The sequence below is a fragment of the Pseudomonas sp. Z4-20 genome (genome assembly GCF_051131955.1).
Classification (GTDB): domain Bacteria; phylum Pseudomonadota; class Gammaproteobacteria; order Pseudomonadales; family Pseudomonadaceae; genus Aquipseudomonas; species Aquipseudomonas marvdashtae.
On the sequence record NZ_CP071641.1, the window covers coordinates 4,632,693 to 4,647,298 of the forward strand.

A 14,606-nucleotide genomic window follows, 5' to 3' on the forward strand; every position below is an offset into this window, starting at 1 on the left:
TAAATCAGGCTGGCTGGCGTTCCGCGTGCTCTGCGGCAGTCATTCGACGGCGGACGCTTCAATCTTGTCCAGGCGCGGCGCCTTGCTGTTGCAACGGCGCTGGTCCTGACGCTGGGCTACTTCTTGCACCTCACGGCGAGTCACAAGGTCGGCCAAGCTGATACCGCTCAGAAATTCGTGGATCTGCAGGCTCAAGTCGCACCACAGATGATGGGTCAGGCAAGTATCGCCGCCATGGCAATCGCCCAGCCCCTGGCATTTGGTCGCATCGACCGATTCGTTCACGGCATCGATCACCTGGGCGACCTGGATGCCTTGCATCTCCCGCGACAGCTGATAGCCGCCACCGGGGCCACGAACGCTGGAAACCAGGTTGCTGCGGCGCAGCTTGGCAAACAGCTGTTCAAGGTAAGACAGGGAAATGCCCTGGCGCTCGGAGATATCGGCCAGGGACACCGGCCCGTGCTGCGCGTGCAATGCCAGATCCAGCATCGCGGTCACGGCGTATCGGCCTTTTGTAGTCAGTCGCATGGACAATTACCACGGAGTTCGGAATGGGGGCGAGTATGCAATTCCCGAGTATTTAAGTCAAGTATAAGACCTAGTGATTTACTCGGGATTACCCGCAAAACAGCGCGCGCATCATAGCAAAGGCTGGCCTGCGGCGGCCAGCTCTCACCGCGATGAGATCAGCTGGCGCGGGTTTCGTCCTTGTCCTTCACGCAGGCGAAATCTTCTTCGCGCAGTTCGGGCAGGTCCTTGGCACAATAATTACTGCCGAGGTCCTTGAGGGCGCCGCACATCCCCTCCAGGCGCCCGTCCACCGCTTGCAGGTGATCGAGCAACTGATTGATGGCGCGAGCCACCGGGTCGGGCATGTCTTCGCCAACACCGTAGGCGTCGAAGCCGATCTTCTCGGCCATGGCTTTGCGCCGGGCATCCTGCTCCTCGTCCGACTTGACGATGATCCGACCTGGAATGCCGACCACGGTCGCGCCGGGGGGCACAGCCTTGGTCACCACCGCGTTGGAGCCGACTTTCGTCCCCGCGCCCACCGTGAACGGCCCGAGCACCTTGGCCCCGGCACCGACGACGACGCCGTCTTCCAGCGTCGGGTGTCGCTTGCCTTTGTTCCAGCTGGTGCCGCCGAGGGTCACGCCCTGGTACAGCGTGACATCGTCGCCAATCTCCGCCGTTTCGCCGATGACGATGCCCATGCCGTGGTCGATGAAGAACCGGCGGCCGACCTTGGCGCCCGGATGGATCTCGATGCCGGTCAACCAGCGCCCGAAGTTCGAGACCAGCCGCGCCAACCATTTCCAACCCATGTTCCACAAGGCGCCGGACAAGCGATGGATCCAGATGGCGTGCATGCCCGGGTAGCAGGTCAGCACTTCAAAAGCATTGCGCGCCGCTGGGTCACGATGGAAAACGCTCTGGATATCTTCACGCAAACGTTCGAACATTTTATTCCTTCCGCTTAATCAGCTCGCCACGGGCCGCTTTCTGGGTTTCCGTGAGGATGCCGCGCAATATATTCATTTCCGCTCGGCTCACCGAGCTTCGTCCGTACAACCGACGCAGGCGCGCCATCAAATGCCGAGGCTTGTCCGGGTCGAGGAATTCGATATCCACCAGGGTCTGCTCCAGGTGCTCATAGAACCGCTCCAACTCGTCCATGGTCGCCAGTGTCTCACTGCGCGGCGACGTCGCCTCGTATTTTTCCATCTTGCTTGGCTGGCCTTCGGCTTTCAGCCAGGCCATGCGCACTTCATAGCTCAACACCTGCACCGCCGCACCGAGGTTCAGCGAGCTGAATTCGGGGTCGGAGGGGATATGCACGTGAAAGTGACATCGCTGCAGCTCTTCATTGGTCAGGCCGGAATCTTCACGGCCAAACACCAGCGCGATTTCAGCGCCCTGGGCGGCTTCCTCGACCACTTTGGTGCCGCACTCGCGAGGGTCGAGCAGCGGCCAGGGGATGCGGCGATCACGGGCGCTGGTGCCGAGCACCAGATTGCACCCTACAAGGGCATCTTCCAACGTGGCGACGACCTGGGCATTGGCCAGGACATCACCGGCGCCGGACGCCCGGGCATCGGCTTCGTGATGGGGAAACGAGCGAGGCTCGACCAGCACCAGCCGCGACAGGCCCATGTTCTTCATGGCCCGTGCAGCTCCGCCGATGTTCCCCGGATGGCTGGTATTGACCAGGACGACACGAATGTTCTGCAACAAGGGAGGCGCTCTCGAACACTTAAAAGGGAGCAAATCTTACCTAAGCACCTACCGTTAAGCTATGAAAGCGAACACCAACCTTCTCCTGAGAAAACTTTCTGATAGAATGCGCGGCTTTCTTTAACAACCTTAGGTGACACATCCATGCAGCCCATGCTGAATATCGCGCTGCGCGCCGCCCGCAGCGCCAGTGAACTGATCTTCCGCTCCATCGAGCGCCTGGATACCATCAAGGTCGATGAAAAAGACGCCAAGGACTACGTGTCCGAGGTTGATCGCGCCGCCGAACAGAAGATCGTCGACGCCCTGCGCAAGGCTTACCCCAACCACTCCATCCTCGGTGAAGAGACCGGCATGCACGCCGGCACTGGCATCGAAGGCGAAGAGTACCTGTGGATCATCGATCCGCTGGACGGCACCACCAACTTCCTGCGCGGCATTCCTCACTTCGCTGTCAGCATCGCCTGCAAATACCGTGGTCGCCTGGAACACGCCGTCGTGCTGGACCCGGTTCGCCAGGAAGAATTCACCGCCAGCCGTGGTCGCGGCGCCCAACTGAACGGTCGTCGCCTGCGGGTCAGCGGCCGCACCAGCCTGGACGGCGCCCTGCTGGGTACCGGTTTCCCGTTCCGTGACGACCAGATGGACAACCTGGACAACTACCTGGGCATGTTCCGCGCCCTGGTCGGCCAAACCGCCGGCATCCGCCGCGCCGGTGCCGCGAGCCTTGACCTGGCTTACGTCGCTGCCGGTCGTTTCGATGCATTCTGGGAATCGGGCCTGTCCGAGTGGGACATGGCGGCAGGGGCCCTGCTGATCCAGGAAGCCGGCGGCTTGGTGAGCGACTTCACCGGCGGTCACGACTTCCTTGAAAAAGGCCACATCGTTGCCGGCAACACCAAATGCTTCAAGGCCGTGCTGACGGCTATCCAGCCGCACTTGCCGGCTTCGTTGAAGCGCTAAGCAGTTCAGCTATAAAAAAAGCACTCTTCGGAGTGCTTTTTTTTATGCATGCGTTTCATACCAAATACCCCTGTGGCGAGGGGATTTATCCCCGCTGTGCTGCGCAGCGGCCCCAGAAATTTTGCGATCGCTGCGCAACCGAGCGGGAGCAAGCTCCCTCGCCACGATGAATTTACGCCTGGATATAGGGGCGATGCATAAAAATCGGGCGAAAAAAAAAGCACCCGGAGGGTGCTTTTTCATAGCGGTTGGATCACTGAGCCGGTTCGTTCTGACCCAGGATCAGCTGGCCTTCCTTGCTGACCGGGATCTGGTTGCCCGGGTCGCGGTCCATGCGGACTTTGCCTTCCTTGCCGTCGAGCATGTAGCGAACGTCGTAGCCTACAACCTTGTCGCTGATGTCATTGACGGTGTTGCAGCGAGTTTGGGTGGTGGTGTAGGTGTCGCGCTCCTGCATGCCTTCCTGAATCTTGTTACCGGCATAACCGCCGCCGGCCGCACCCGCCACGGTGGCGATTTTCTTGCCGTTGCCGCCACCGATCTGGTTGCCCAACAGGCCGCCGGCCACAGCGCCCAGCACGGTGCCGGCGATCTGGTGTTGATCCTGGACCGGCTTCTGCCGAGTCACGGTGACGTCCTTGCACACTTCACGCGGGGTCTTGATTTGGGTCTTGACCGGTTCCACGGCCAGTACTTGCGCATACTCGGGGCCACTCTTTACCAAGCTGTAGGTCGCGACCGCACCACCGGCAGTCACACCGACAGCACCCAATACCGCACCAACCAGCATCGATTTGTTCACTTGAACCTCCAGGCCATCACATGCGGATTAATCCGCGCTTCTCCCAGCCTTGGAGCACAAAAAAAGGCGCGAGTTCAACTCGCGCCTTTTTAGCGGTGACGGACGGAAAACCGAGCCTTACGGGCGGTCGTCCACCTCGGTCTCGGTGGCTGCCGGAGGAATCAGGTCCTCGGAGCTCAGGTTCAGCCAGATCAGCACCACGTTGGCGATGTAGATCGACGAGTAGGTACCCGCCATCACACCGATGAACAGCGCGATGGAGAAGCCGAACAGGTTGTCGCCCCCAAAGAACAGCAGCGCGGCAATCGCCAGCAAGGTCGAGATCGACGTTGCCATTGTTCGCAGCAGGGTCTGGGTGGTCGAGATGTTGATGTTCTCGATCAGCGAGGCCTTGCGCAGCACACGGAAGTTTTCACGCACCCGGTCGAACACCACGATGGTGTCGTTGAGCGAGTAACCGATAATCGCCAGCACCGCCGCCAGCACCGTCAAGTCGAAGGTGATCTGGAAGAACGACAGGATGCCCACGGTCACGATCACGTCGTGGATCAACGAGACAATCGCGCCCACCGCGAATTTCCACTGGAAGCGAAAAGCCAGGTAGAGCATCACGCCGCCCAGCGCCAACAGCATGCCGAGGCCGCCCTGGTCGCGCAGCTCTTCACCTACCTGCGGGCCGACAAACTCGACGCGCTTGACCTGGGCCGGGTTGTCGCCGCCAGCCTTCTGCAAGGCGTCAGCCACTTGCTGACCCAGTTGCGGGTCCTCGCCAGGCATGCGCACCAGCAGATCGGTGGTCGCGCCGAAGCTTTGCACAACAGCGTCGGTATAACCCGACGTCATCAGCTGCTCGCGCACCTTGCCAACATCCGCCGGACGCTCGTAGGTCAGCTCGATGAGCGTACCGCCGGTGAAGTCCAGTCCGTAGTTCAGGCCCTTGGTGGCCCAACTGAACAAGGCCAGGACGGTAAGGAACAATGTGACGCCGAACGCAATGTTGCGAACGCCCATGAAGTTGATTGTACGTAACATGGCAGCCCCTTAAATCCACAACTTCTTGACGTCACGGCCACCATAAATCAGGTTGACCATTGCACGGGTCACCAGAATGGCTGTGAACATCGAGGTAAAGATCCCGAGGGACATGGTCACTGCGAAGCCCTTGACCGGGCCGGTGCCCATGGCAAAGAGAATCCCGCCGACCAGCAACGTGGTCAGGTTGGAGTCGATAATCGCAGTGAATGCGCGGCCGAAGCCTTCGTTGATTGCCCGCTGGATCGACATGCCCGCGGCAATCTCTTCACGTATCCGCGAGAAAATCAGCACGTTGGCGTCCACCGCCATCCCCATGGTCAAGACGATACCGGCGATACCGGGCAGAGTCAGCGTGGCGCCCAACAGCGACATCAGGGCCAGCAGCAGCACCATGTTAACCGCCAGCGCAACCGTGGCGATCAGGCCGAAGAAGCGATAGATGGCAATGATGAACAGCGACACGAACAGCATGCCCCACAGCGACGCATCGACACCCTTGGCGATGTTGTCGGCACCCAGACTCGGGCCGATGGTGCGTTCTTCAGCGAAGTACATCGGCGCGGCCAGGCCACCGGCACGCAGCAGCAGGGCCAGTTCCGAGGATTCGCCCTGGCCGTTCAGGCCAGTGATGCGGAACTGGCTGCCCAGTGGCGACTGGATGGTCGCCAGGCTGATGATCTTCTTCTCTTCCTTGAAGGTCTGGACCGGCACGTCTTTCTCGACGCCGTTGACCATTTGCTTGGTGTAGGTGGTGGTCGGCTTCTGCTCGATGAAGATCACCGCCATGCTGCGACCGACGTTGCTGCGCGTGGCGCGGCTCATCAGTTCGCCGCCATGACCGTCGAGGCGAATGTTCACCTGTGGACGACCTTGCTCGTCGAAGCCCGCCTGGGCGTCGGTCACCTGGTCACCGGTGATGATCAGGCCACGCTCGATCTGCGCCGCCGGACGACCGCCTTCACGGAACTCGAAGCTCTCGGAAGAGGCCTTGGAAGCCCCCGGCTCAGCGGCCAGGCGGAATTCCAGGTTGGCGGTCTTGCCGAGGATACGCTTGGCTTCGGCGGTATCTTGCACGCCTGGCAGCTCAACCACGATGCGGTTGGCGCCCTGGCGCTGGACGATCGGCTCGGCCACACCCAGCTCGTTGACGCGGTTACGCACCGTGGTCAAGTTCTGCTTGATGGAGTATTCGCGGATTTCCGCCAGCTTGGCTGGGGTCATCGCCAGACGCAGCACCGCCTGACCATTGAGGTCGGCCGGCACAATGTCGAAATCATTGAAATTCTTGCGGATCAGGGCACGGGCCTGCTCGCGGGTGTCTTCATCACTGAAGCCCAACTGAATGGCACCGTCGAGTTGCGGCAGGCTGCGATAGCGCAAGCGCTCTTTGCGCAACAGGCTCTTGACGTCGCCTTCATAGACTTTCAGGCGTGCGTCGAGGGCTTTGTCCATGTCCACTTCCAGCAGGAAGTGCACACCACCGGACAAGTCCAGGCCGAGCTTCATCGGGTGGGCACCCAGCTTGCGCAGCCACTGCGGGGTGGTCTGGGCCAGGTTCAGGGCAACCACATAATCGTCGCCCAAGGCCTTGCGAACGACGTCTTTGGCTGGCAGCTGGTCTTGCGACTTGACCAGGCGCAACAGGCCGCCCTTGCCGTTTTCGGCGATGGACGCAGCCTTCACATCGATATTGGACGCCTTGAGCGCTGCGCTCGCGCGGTCCAGATCGGCCTGGGTGACCTGCAACGCCGTGCTGGCGCCGCTGACCTGGATGGCCGGGTCATCCGGGTATAGATTCGGAGCGGAATAAATCACACCGACCGCCAGCACCGCCAGGATCAGTACGTATTTCCACAGAGGGTATTTGTTCAGCATCACGCCGCCCGCTTATGACGCGGGGCGCCTTGCGCGCCCCGTCGATTGAAGAGAAGTTGTTACTTAGATCGCTTTCAGCGTGCCTTTTGGCAGCGTGGCCGCGATGGCGCCCTTCTGGAACTTCATTTCAACAGTGTCCGACACTTCCAGTACCACGAAGTCATCCGCCACTTTGGTGATCTTGCCAGCGATGCCGCCGGTGGTGACCACTTCATCGCCTTTCTGCAAGCTGCCGAGCAGGTTCTTCTGCTCTTTGGCGCGCTTGGCCTGTGGACGCCAGATCATCAGGTAGAAGATGACCAGGAAGCCGACCAGGAAAATCCACTCGAAACCGCCACCCATAGGGCCGGCAGCAGCAGGTGCAGCCGCGTCAGCCATGGCATTAGAGATAAAAAAGCTCATTTAGCACTCCAGTTGCAAATATTGAATCTAGGGATCGGAAAACTCAGTCCAAAGGCGGAACAGGCAACCCGCGCTTGGCATAGAAGGCCTCGACAAAGGCGGCCAATGTACCCTGTTGGATAGCCTCGCGCAAACCAGCCATAAGCACCTGATAATGGCGCAAATTGTGGATGGTATTGAGCATGCTGCCGAGCATTTCGCCGCACTTGTCCAAATGATGCAGATAAGCGCGGGAGAAGTTCTGGCAGGTATAGCAATCGCACGTCGGATCGAGCGGCGAATCATCATGGCGATGGAACGCGTTACGGATCTTCAGCACGCCAGTGTCGATGAACAGATGCCCATTGCGGGCATTACGGGTTGGCATCACGCAATCGAACATGTCCACCCCGCGGCGCACACCCTCAACCAGATCTTCCGGTTTGCCAACGCCCATAAGGTAACGAGGTTTGTCAGCCGGCATCAGGCCCGGCAGGTAATCGAGCACCTTGATCATCTCGTGCTTCGGCTCGCCCACCGACAGGCCGCCAATCGCCAGGCCATCGAAGCCAATCTTGTCCAGGCCGTCGAGCGAGCGCTTGCGCAAATCCTCGTGCATGCCGCCCTGGACGATGCCGAACAGCGCCGCGGTGTTTTCGCCATGGGCGTTCTTCGAGCGCTGGGCCCAGCGCAACGACAGCTCCATGGACACCCGCGCCACGTCTTCATCGGCCGGGTACGGCGTGCATTCGTCGAAGATCATCACGATGTCCGAGCCCAGGTCGCGCTGCACCTGCATCGACTCTTCCGGCCCCATGAACACCTTGGAACCATCGACCGGAGAAGCGAAGGTCACGCCCTCCTCCTTGATCTTGCGCATGGCACCGAGACTGAACACCTGGAAGCCGCCGGAGTCGGTCAGGATCGGGCCTTTCCACTGCATGAAATCGTGCAAGTCGCCGTGGGCCTTGATCACTTCCATGCCCGGGCGCAGCCACAGGTGGAAGGTGTTGCCGAGGATGATCTCCGCGCCCGTGGCGACGATGTCACGGGGTAGCATGCCCTTGACCGTGCCGTAGGTGCCCACCGGCATGAACGCCGGGGTTTCCACGCTACCGCGGGGGAAGGTCAGACGACCGCGACGAGCCTTGCCATCGGTAGCAAGCAACTCGAAGGACATGCGACAGGTGCGACTCATACTGTTTCCTCGGGTCCGCGTGGCGCGGGGTTACGGGTGATGAACATCGCATCACCGTAGCTGAAAAAGCGGTATCCATGCTCGACGGCGGCCTTGTAGGCGGCCATGGCTTCGGGATAACCGGCGAACGCCGAAACCAGCATCAACAGCGTGGATTCAGGCAAATGAAAGTTGGTGACCAGGGCATCGACCACATGAAACGGCCGGCCCGGGTAGATAAAAATGTCGGTGTCGCCACTGAACGGCTTGAGCACGCCGTCGCGCGCGGCGCTTTCCAGGGAACGCACGCTGGTGGTCCCCACCGCCACCACCCGCCCGCCGCGCGCGCGACAGGCCGCCACGGCATCGACCACTTCCTGGCTGACTTCCAGCCATTCGTTGTGCATGTGGTGGTCTTCGATGCGCTCCACGCGCACCGGCTGGAACGTCCCGGCGCCGACGTGCAGCGTCACGAACGCCGTCTCCACGCCCTTGGCGGCAATCGCCTCCAGCAATGGCTGATCAAAATGCAGCCCCGCCGTCGGCGCCGCCACCGCCCCCAGGCGCTCGGCGTACACCGTCTGATAACGCTCGCGGTCCGAACCTTCGTCCGGGCGGTCTATATAAGGAGGCAACGGCATATGCCCGACACGGTCGAGCAGCGGCAACACCTCTTCGGCAAACTCCAGCTCGAACAACGTGTCATGGCGCGCCACCATCCGCGCCTCACCGCCGCCGTCGATCAAGATCGACGAGCCCGGCTTGGGCGACTTGCTCGACCGCACATGGGCCAGCACCCGATGGCTGTCCAGTACCCGCTCCACCAGAATTTCCAGCTTGCCGCCGGAGGCCTTCTGGCCAAACAAACGCGCGGGAATGACTCGGGTATTGTTGAACACCATCAAATCGCCCGGGCGCAAATGCTCAAGCAAATCAGTGAATTGACGGTGAGCCATGGCACCGCTGACCCCGTCCAGGGTCAACAGTCGACTGGCGCGACGCTCAGCCAGAGGGTGGCGAGCGATCAGCGAATCCGGGAGTTCGAAGGTAAAGTCAGCAACACGCATGATGGGGTTCGTCTAGCAGGGGCCGAAAGTCTAGCGGAATTATCAAAAATTCACCATGAAACGTGATTGACCAACGGTAGGCACCTCTCTATACTTCGCCGCCATTGAGCCCTGATGGCGGAATTGGTAGACGCGGCGGATTCAAAATCCGTTTTCGAAAGGAGTGGGAGTTCGAGTCTCCCTCGGGGCACCATCTTAAAGAAAGACCTTGAATTCAAGGTCTTTTTTTTCGTCTGCTGGAAAGTGATTTGCCGCGGCTAACGCAGAGCTCAGGGCGTGAAGCGGCCCCCATAGCCAACCCCATGGTGAGGAAGAAGTTGCTCCCGCTTGAGTGCGAACCGCTCACAAAGCAGTCACCCCCTCACCGATACCCCGAGCTGCCAAATCCAAGACATAACCCACCCTTCTCACCCAGTCACCAAGGATTTCACCCATGGAATTGCTACTGGAAACGGTCGCTCTTTATTCCCTCAAGCTGGCTTATGAGGCAGAGGGTCACAGCCCGATTCTGCGAGATGATCCATTGATGGGCAGTTGCGACCGTGAGGTTTTTGAGTTGTTGATACGGCGGGGCGATGTGACAGGGATTCAGGGCGAAATCGGCCGATGCCTGGATTTGGCGTTGGGGGCGATTGGTGGGGTGGATACAGTGCTGGGCCGAGAGTTGGCGCGGCTGGCAGAGGACTTTGGTTCTGTGCGGGCGATGGAGGAACTTCGTGGCCCAGCTCTCATGCTCAAGGCCTATCTGCGCGATGTTCTTTGAGCGGGACATGGCAAAAACGGCCAAAAGCGGACGCTGAGCGCCACGCATTTGCCTGAGTCCTATCGCGCAGGTAGAATGCGAGTAATTATCAATTACTCGCCGGAATACCGATGCGCAGCGACGAAATACTAGGCACTGCAGATCTAGCGCTGCTCTATCGCACCCACCACTCGTGGTTACACGGCTGGCTAAGCCGACGCATTGGATGTCGCGATAACGCAGCAGATTTGGTGCAAGACACCTTCGTACGTCTGCTCAAATCCCGTCAATCAAGCCCCTTGCGCGAACCCCGTGCCTATCTGAGCAGCATCGCCCGCGGGCTGATGATTGATCAGTATCGTCGTCGCGAACTCGAACGTGCCTATCTGGAGAGCGTCGCGTTACTGCCTCAACACGAGGTTCCCTCGGAAGAAAGCCGACTGCTGATTCTTGATACGCTCGAGCGGATAGACCGCATGCTCGATATGCTTAAGCCGAGAGTTCGCCAGGCCTTTCTATTTGCCCGGCTAGACGGCTTGACCTGCGCGCAAATAGCCGAAAAGTTGGGCGTTTCCCGTGCGACGGTGGAGCGCGACCTGGCCATAGCCCTGCAACACTGTTATCGCTTGCGTTATGTCGAGGCGTGAGTCGCAGGCGCTGGATCCGGCCGTTGTCGACCAGGCGATCCACTGGCAGGTGCGCCTTCGCTTCAATCAGCCAGATGAGCAAACACAGCGCACTTTTGAGCACTGGCTACAGCAGCGCCCAGAGCACCTGTTGGCGTGGCAGCGTGTGGAAGCGCTTGGGGATGAATTCGCCGGCGTGCCAGCGCAATTGGCCCGACAAACCCTTAACGGCACCCACCGTGGCATACGAAGACGGGAAAGCCTGAAGCTACTGGGCCTGTTGGCCACTGTCGGCGCAGCCGCCTGGCTCGGCCGGGATTACACACCCGTGCCGGCCATGCTTGCGCAGCAGCGCAGCAACACCGGTGAGCAACGACGCGTCCAGCTCGATGATGGCAGCCTTATCCAGCTCAATAGCGACAGCGCTGTCGACAGCGATTTCGACGCACAGCGGCGCCTGATCATTCTGCGGCGTGGTGAAATCATCGTGAATGTCGGCGCGGATGAACACTCGACACAAACGCGCCCCTTCTGGGTACAGACACGGGACGGGGTCATGCGCGCTCAGAGTGCCCGCTTCCTGGCGCGGGAACGTGACGACGGCACCCTGCTCGCGGTTCAGGAAGGCACAGTCACGGTATTTCCGGGAGCCAGTCAAACCCTGGCCGATAGCGCAAGCAGCAGTGTCCAGGCCGCAAACCTGCTGCTGTTCACATCAAATGGCGCCCATAAGTTCAAGGATAACGGCCTTGATCTCTGGAGCTGGAGTGACGGGGTGATCACCGCGCGCAATATGCGCCTCAGTGATTTTATTGTTGAGTTGTCGCGCTACCGTCCCGGCGTATTGCGATGCGCCGAAGAAGTGGCTGACCGTCGGGTTTCCGGCACCTTTCAGCTCGCTGACAACGATCAGGTGCTGGCATTGGTCGCGCAGTCGTTGCGCTTGCACGTTGATTATCGGACCCGTTACTGGGTGACGTTGACCGCCGCCAGCTGAGTCCATTCGCACTTTTCTCGTATCTGAAAAAACTAATGAGGTAGTTTCTCATTCTCGTTCGACTTGTAAGGAAGGCCGACGTTACAGGCCAATCTGCCGATACCCTTCCATGGAGCGAGAAAATGAGTTCGTCCCCGGTTACACAGCGCCGTCCATTGAGTCATGCCGTACAAGGCGTGATTCTGGGTTTGATCGTCAGCAGCTACGGCCTGCCATCGCTGGCGCAATCTTCGAGCGCTGAACACCGCAACCAGGTCCAGCAGTGGAATATCGCTGCCGGCCCGCTGGCGCCGGCGCTTGACCGCTTTGCGCGCGAGGCGGGCATCAGTCTTTCCTTCGATGACTCGAGCGTAGCGAACCGCACAACGGGAGGCGTGAACGGCACCTTCGATACGTCGGCAGCGCTGTCAATGTTGTTACAGGGAAGCGAGTTGCAAATCGAGCAGCAAGGCCCGAACGCTTACCTGCTGATACCTCAACAAAAGCCTGCCGGCCCGCTCGAACTTGGCGCAACCGACACCGAGGACTACCGCCTCGCCCCCCTTATCATCAATGCCAAGGTCAAGGTCAACGCCGACGACGACACCAACTCGGTGGTCGCCAAGGAGCTCTGGGTCGGCGGCAAGGTGGCAACCAGCATTCTCAACACGCCCGCCTCCGTGTCGGTTGTGACCCGCAAGGAAATGGAGCAACGCAGCGTCAGCACCACTGAAGAGGCCCTTCAATACACGCCGGGCGTGATCAGCGACTTTTATGGTTCGGACGACCGCAACGACTATTTCCAGATCCGCGGCTTCCAGGCCACTACCTACCGTGACGGCTTGACCCTGAGTTCGATGCGCGGCGTACGCGAAGATCCTTTCGCCTATGAGCGCATCGAGATTCTGCGTGGCGCCAACTCCACGCTGTTTGGCCCGGCGGACCCAGGTGGCTCGGTGAACTTCGTGACTAAACAGCCGCGCTTCGAGCAGTTTGGCCAGGGCTACGTGACCTACGGTTCCTTTGACCATGTCGAGACAGGCGTCGATGTGGGGGACGCGCTGAACGACGAAAAAACCCTGGCCGGCCGCTTTACTGCCAAAGGGCAAAACAGCGACCGCGAGTACGACCACTCACAGGACGACAACAAGTTGGTGATGGGTGGCCTCACTTGGGCACCTACCGACTACACGTCGGCCACAATGATTCTGGACTACCTGAAAACCGAAAGTTCGCCCAACAGTGGTGGTTATCCGCTGGACAAGGAATACGACCGCAGCAAGTTTTATGGTGAGCCCAGCTACAACTTTCACGATGTCGAGCGCACCAGCCTCAGCGGCAATGTTACCCATGATTTCGACAACGGCTTCGTACTGCGCAGCAACCTGCGTTACAGCAAACTGACCGATGATTTTGGCTACGTTTACATCAGCGACAGCGCCGCACGTGTCGGTACTACCGTTGACCGGTATCTGTTTGGAACGGACAGTGAAGCCGACCAGTTCAACGGCAATCTGATGCTGCAATACGATGCCCGCTTCGAGAATATCGACAGCAGCAGCCTGGTGGGCGTGGAGTACCTCGATTCGACCACCAAGGAAAGCTCGGTCTACGCCCTGGCGACCCCGATTGACATTGCAAATCCGGTGTTTACTGGCGTTTCACGCTCAATCACGCCGTATGCCGTCAATAAGCGAGACGCGACCACCAAGGCCGTATTCCTTCAGCAGAACCTATCGTTCTACGAGCGTTTCATCGTCACCGCGGGTATGCGCAACGACTCGATGGACCTGACCAGCGAAGGCTTGCAATCCACTGAGAAAGACAACTTCTCCGAAACCTCCTACCGCGGCTCGTTGACCTATATCGTCAACGATGAGGTGTCCACCTATGTGAGCATGGTGGAATCCGTCTCGCCCCCCCAGGTTGGCGTTACACCGCAAACGGGCAAGCAGTACGAAGTGGGCGTGAAGTATTCGCCCATGGCGATGGACGCGCTGTTCTCTGCAGCCGTTTATGACCTGACCCAGGAAAACGTCACGATCGCTGTGGTGCTGCCAAGCGGCATCATCGAACAGCAGACGGTGGGCGAGTCGCGAGTGCGCGGCCTCGACCTGGAGGCCAAAGCGCAACTGACGCAGAACCTCAGCCTGATTGGCGGCTATTCCTACATGAAGTCCGAGGTGCTGCGCGGTACGTTGTACGACGGCAGCTCCCTCAAGGGCAATGAGTTCACCACGGCACCGAGGCATTCCGCTTCTCTGTGGAGTTACTACAGCTTGCCCGGCACTGACGTGAGCCTCGGCCTGGGCGCACGCTACGTCGGCGCCTATTACATGGAGGCCGCCAACAACAGCAAGAGCGATGGCACCACCTTGTTCGACGCCGCCTTCAACTACCAGATTGCCAAGGGCACCGACCTTGCCGTGAATGTCAGCAACCTGCTGGACGAGCAACACGTGGTCGGTTCCGGCACGGCGAACTATTACAACCCGGGTCGCGAAATTACCGCCAAAGTGAGTTACAACTGGTAAGCCGGCGTGTAAGCCTTCTCACGTAGGAAGTGGTGCCCGCTCTACAGCGGGCACTGATCGCCAAGCCGATGCTGAAGCACAAGTACGACCATGCCCCCGAGCGCGATCTCTTTAACTCGAAGACATAGCAATAGGACGGTGATAGCCGCCGGACAAGGAATCAGACCGCCAGTCACGCCGAACACGATAT

14 protein-coding genes, 1 tRNA gene and 1 pseudogene are annotated in these 14,606 nt (G+C 59.8%); 6 read left to right on the plus strand and 10 right to left on the minus strand.

All coding sequences use genetic code 11. The annotated features are described in order from the left end of the window. Nucleotides 1–39 precede the first annotated feature (39 nt). The 3 genes from iscR to trmJ form a co-directional block, all read right to left on the minus strand. On the minus strand, nt 40–531 hold the full coding sequence (gene iscR, locus J3P82_RS21250; RefSeq protein WP_434558544.1) for a Fe-S cluster assembly transcriptional regulator IscR: 492 nt from the start codon (nt 529–531) through the stop codon (nt 40–42). 158 nt (nt 532–689) lie between these two features. Further along, a complete protein-coding gene (cysE, locus tag J3P82_RS21255) occupies nt 690–1,466 on the minus strand; it encodes a serine O-acetyltransferase (RefSeq protein WP_434558545.1) in 777 nt (258 codons plus the stop codon). 1 nt (nt 1,467) lies between these two features. Continuing rightward, complete coding sequence (trmJ, locus tag J3P82_RS21260; RefSeq protein WP_434558546.1) at nt 1,468–2,238, minus strand: tRNA (cytosine(32)/uridine(32)-2'-O)-methyltransferase TrmJ; 771 nt, start codon at nt 2,236–2,238, stop codon at nt 1,468–1,470. Between the two features lie 144 nt (nt 2,239–2,382). On the opposite strand from trmJ, the gene suhB reads away from it, so the two are divergent. Continuing rightward, on the plus strand, nt 2,383–3,201 hold the full coding sequence (gene suhB, locus J3P82_RS21265; protein ID WP_003185165.1) for a type III secretion system regulator SuhB: 819 nt from the start codon (nt 2,383–2,385) through the stop codon (nt 3,199–3,201). A gap of 253 nt (nt 3,202–3,454) precedes the next feature. Here suhB and J3P82_RS21270 read toward each other — a convergent pair whose 3' ends face one another. From J3P82_RS21270 to queA, 6 genes are all read right to left on the minus strand, one after another. After that, entirely contained in the window at nt 3,455–4,003 is a 549-nt protein-coding gene (locus J3P82_RS21270; protein WP_018607449.1) for a glycine zipper 2TM domain-containing protein, read from the minus strand. Nucleotides 4,004–4,120: 117 nt separating this feature from the next. After that, the gene (gene secF / locus J3P82_RS21275) at nt 4,121–5,035 is read right to left on the minus strand and encodes a protein translocase subunit SecF (RefSeq protein ID WP_434558547.1); all 915 of its coding nucleotides are present in this window, start codon (nt 5,033–5,035) and stop codon (nt 4,121–4,123) included. 9 nt (nt 5,036–5,044) lie between these two features. Beyond that, the gene (gene secD, locus J3P82_RS21280) at nt 5,045–6,913 is read right to left on the minus strand and encodes a protein translocase subunit SecD (protein ID WP_434558548.1); all 1,869 of its coding nucleotides are present in this window, start codon (nt 6,911–6,913) and stop codon (nt 5,045–5,047) included. Between the two features lie 63 nt (nt 6,914–6,976). Continuing rightward, nucleotides 6,977–7,315 carry a preprotein translocase subunit YajC gene (gene yajC, locus J3P82_RS21285; protein ID WP_003185175.1) on the minus strand — a complete coding sequence of 113 codons (339 nt, stop codon included), beginning with the start codon at nt 7,313–7,315 and terminating at the stop codon, nt 6,977–6,979. Nucleotides 7,316–7,358: 43 nt separating this feature from the next. Next, nucleotides 7,359–8,474 (minus strand): tRNA guanosine(34) transglycosylase Tgt, encoded by a 1,116-nt coding sequence (gene tgt, locus J3P82_RS21290; protein ID WP_186635473.1) that lies wholly within the window; start codon nt 8,472–8,474, stop codon nt 7,359–7,361. Nucleotides 8,475–8,488: 14 nt separating this feature from the next. Then, complete coding sequence (gene queA / locus J3P82_RS21295; protein WP_434558549.1) at nt 8,489–9,538, minus strand: tRNA preQ1(34) S-adenosylmethionine ribosyltransferase-isomerase QueA; 1,050 nt, start codon at nt 9,536–9,538, stop codon at nt 8,489–8,491. Nucleotides 9,539–9,646: 108 nt separating this feature from the next. On the opposite strand from queA, the gene J3P82_RS21300 reads away from it, so the two are divergent. From J3P82_RS21300 to J3P82_RS21320, 5 genes are all read left to right on the plus strand, one after another. Continuing rightward, nucleotides 9,647–9,731 (plus strand) — tRNA-Leu (locus J3P82_RS21300). Between the two features lie 240 nt (nt 9,732–9,971). Beyond that, on the plus strand, nt 9,972–10,301 hold the full coding sequence (locus J3P82_RS21305; protein ID WP_434558550.1) for a hypothetical protein: 330 nt from the start codon (nt 9,972–9,974) through the stop codon (nt 10,299–10,301). A 110-nt stretch (nt 10,302–10,411) separates the two neighbouring features. Continuing rightward, the gene (locus tag J3P82_RS21310; protein ID WP_434558551.1) at nt 10,412–10,927 is read left to right on the plus strand and encodes a sigma-70 family RNA polymerase sigma factor; all 516 of its coding nucleotides are present in this window, start codon (nt 10,412–10,414) and stop codon (nt 10,925–10,927) included. After that, nucleotides 10,914–11,903 (plus strand): FecR domain-containing protein, encoded by a 990-nt coding sequence (locus tag J3P82_RS21315; RefSeq protein ID WP_434558552.1) that lies wholly within the window; start codon nt 10,914–10,916, stop codon nt 11,901–11,903. Before J3P82_RS21310 ends, J3P82_RS21315 begins: the two co-directional genes overlap by 14 nt. 122 nt (nt 11,904–12,025) lie before the next feature. Next, the gene (locus J3P82_RS21320) at nt 12,026–14,416 is read left to right on the plus strand and encodes a TonB-dependent siderophore receptor (RefSeq protein WP_434558553.1); all 2,391 of its coding nucleotides are present in this window, start codon (nt 12,026–12,028) and stop codon (nt 14,414–14,416) included. A gap of 52 nt (nt 14,417–14,468) precedes the next feature. Here the strand turns inward: J3P82_RS21320 and J3P82_RS21325 are convergent. After that, nucleotides 14,469–14,604 (minus strand): annotated as a pseudogene (locus tag J3P82_RS21325) (nickel/cobalt efflux protein RcnA); the annotation flags it as partial. Nucleotides 14,605–14,606 lie beyond the last annotated feature (2 nt).

What these genes read in the sequence shown, in the direction of transcription:
- iscR (WP_434558544.1), bottom strand. Translation starts at nt 531, where the DNA reads ATGCGACTGACTACAAAAGGCCGATACGCCGTGACCGCGATGCTGGAT.
- cysE (WP_434558545.1), bottom strand. Translation starts at nt 1,466, where the DNA reads ATGTTCGAACGTTTGCGTGAAGATATCCAGAGCGTTTTCCATCGTGAC.
- suhB (WP_003185165.1), top strand. Translation starts at nt 2,383, where the DNA reads ATGCAGCCCATGCTGAATATCGCGCTGCGCGCCGCCCGCAGCGCCAGT.
- secF (WP_434558547.1), bottom strand. Translation starts at nt 5,035, where the DNA reads ATGTTACGTACAATCAACTTCATGGGCGTTCGCAACATTGCGTTCGGC.
- secD (WP_434558548.1), bottom strand. Translation starts at nt 6,913, where the DNA reads ATGCTGAACAAATACCCTCTGTGGAAATACGTACTGATCCTGGCGGTG.
- yajC (WP_003185175.1), bottom strand. Translation starts at nt 7,315, where the DNA reads ATGAGCTTTTTTATCTCTAATGCCATGGCTGACGCGGCTGCACCTGCT.
- tgt (WP_186635473.1), bottom strand. Translation starts at nt 8,474, where the DNA reads ATGTCCTTCGAGTTGCTTGCTACCGATGGCAAGGCTCGTCGCGGTCGT.
- queA (WP_434558549.1), bottom strand. Translation starts at nt 9,538, where the DNA reads ATGCGTGTTGCTGACTTTACCTTCGAACTCCCGGATTCGCTGATCGCT.
- J3P82_RS21305 (WP_434558550.1), top strand. Translation starts at nt 9,972, where the DNA reads ATGGAATTGCTACTGGAAACGGTCGCTCTTTATTCCCTCAAGCTGGCT.
- J3P82_RS21310 (WP_434558551.1), top strand. Translation starts at nt 10,412, where the DNA reads ATGCGCAGCGACGAAATACTAGGCACTGCAGATCTAGCGCTGCTCTAT.
- J3P82_RS21315 (WP_434558552.1), top strand. Translation starts at nt 10,914, where the DNA reads ATGTCGAGGCGTGAGTCGCAGGCGCTGGATCCGGCCGTTGTCGACCAG.
- J3P82_RS21320 (WP_434558553.1), top strand. Translation starts at nt 12,026, where the DNA reads ATGAGTTCGTCCCCGGTTACACAGCGCCGTCCATTGAGTCATGCCGTA.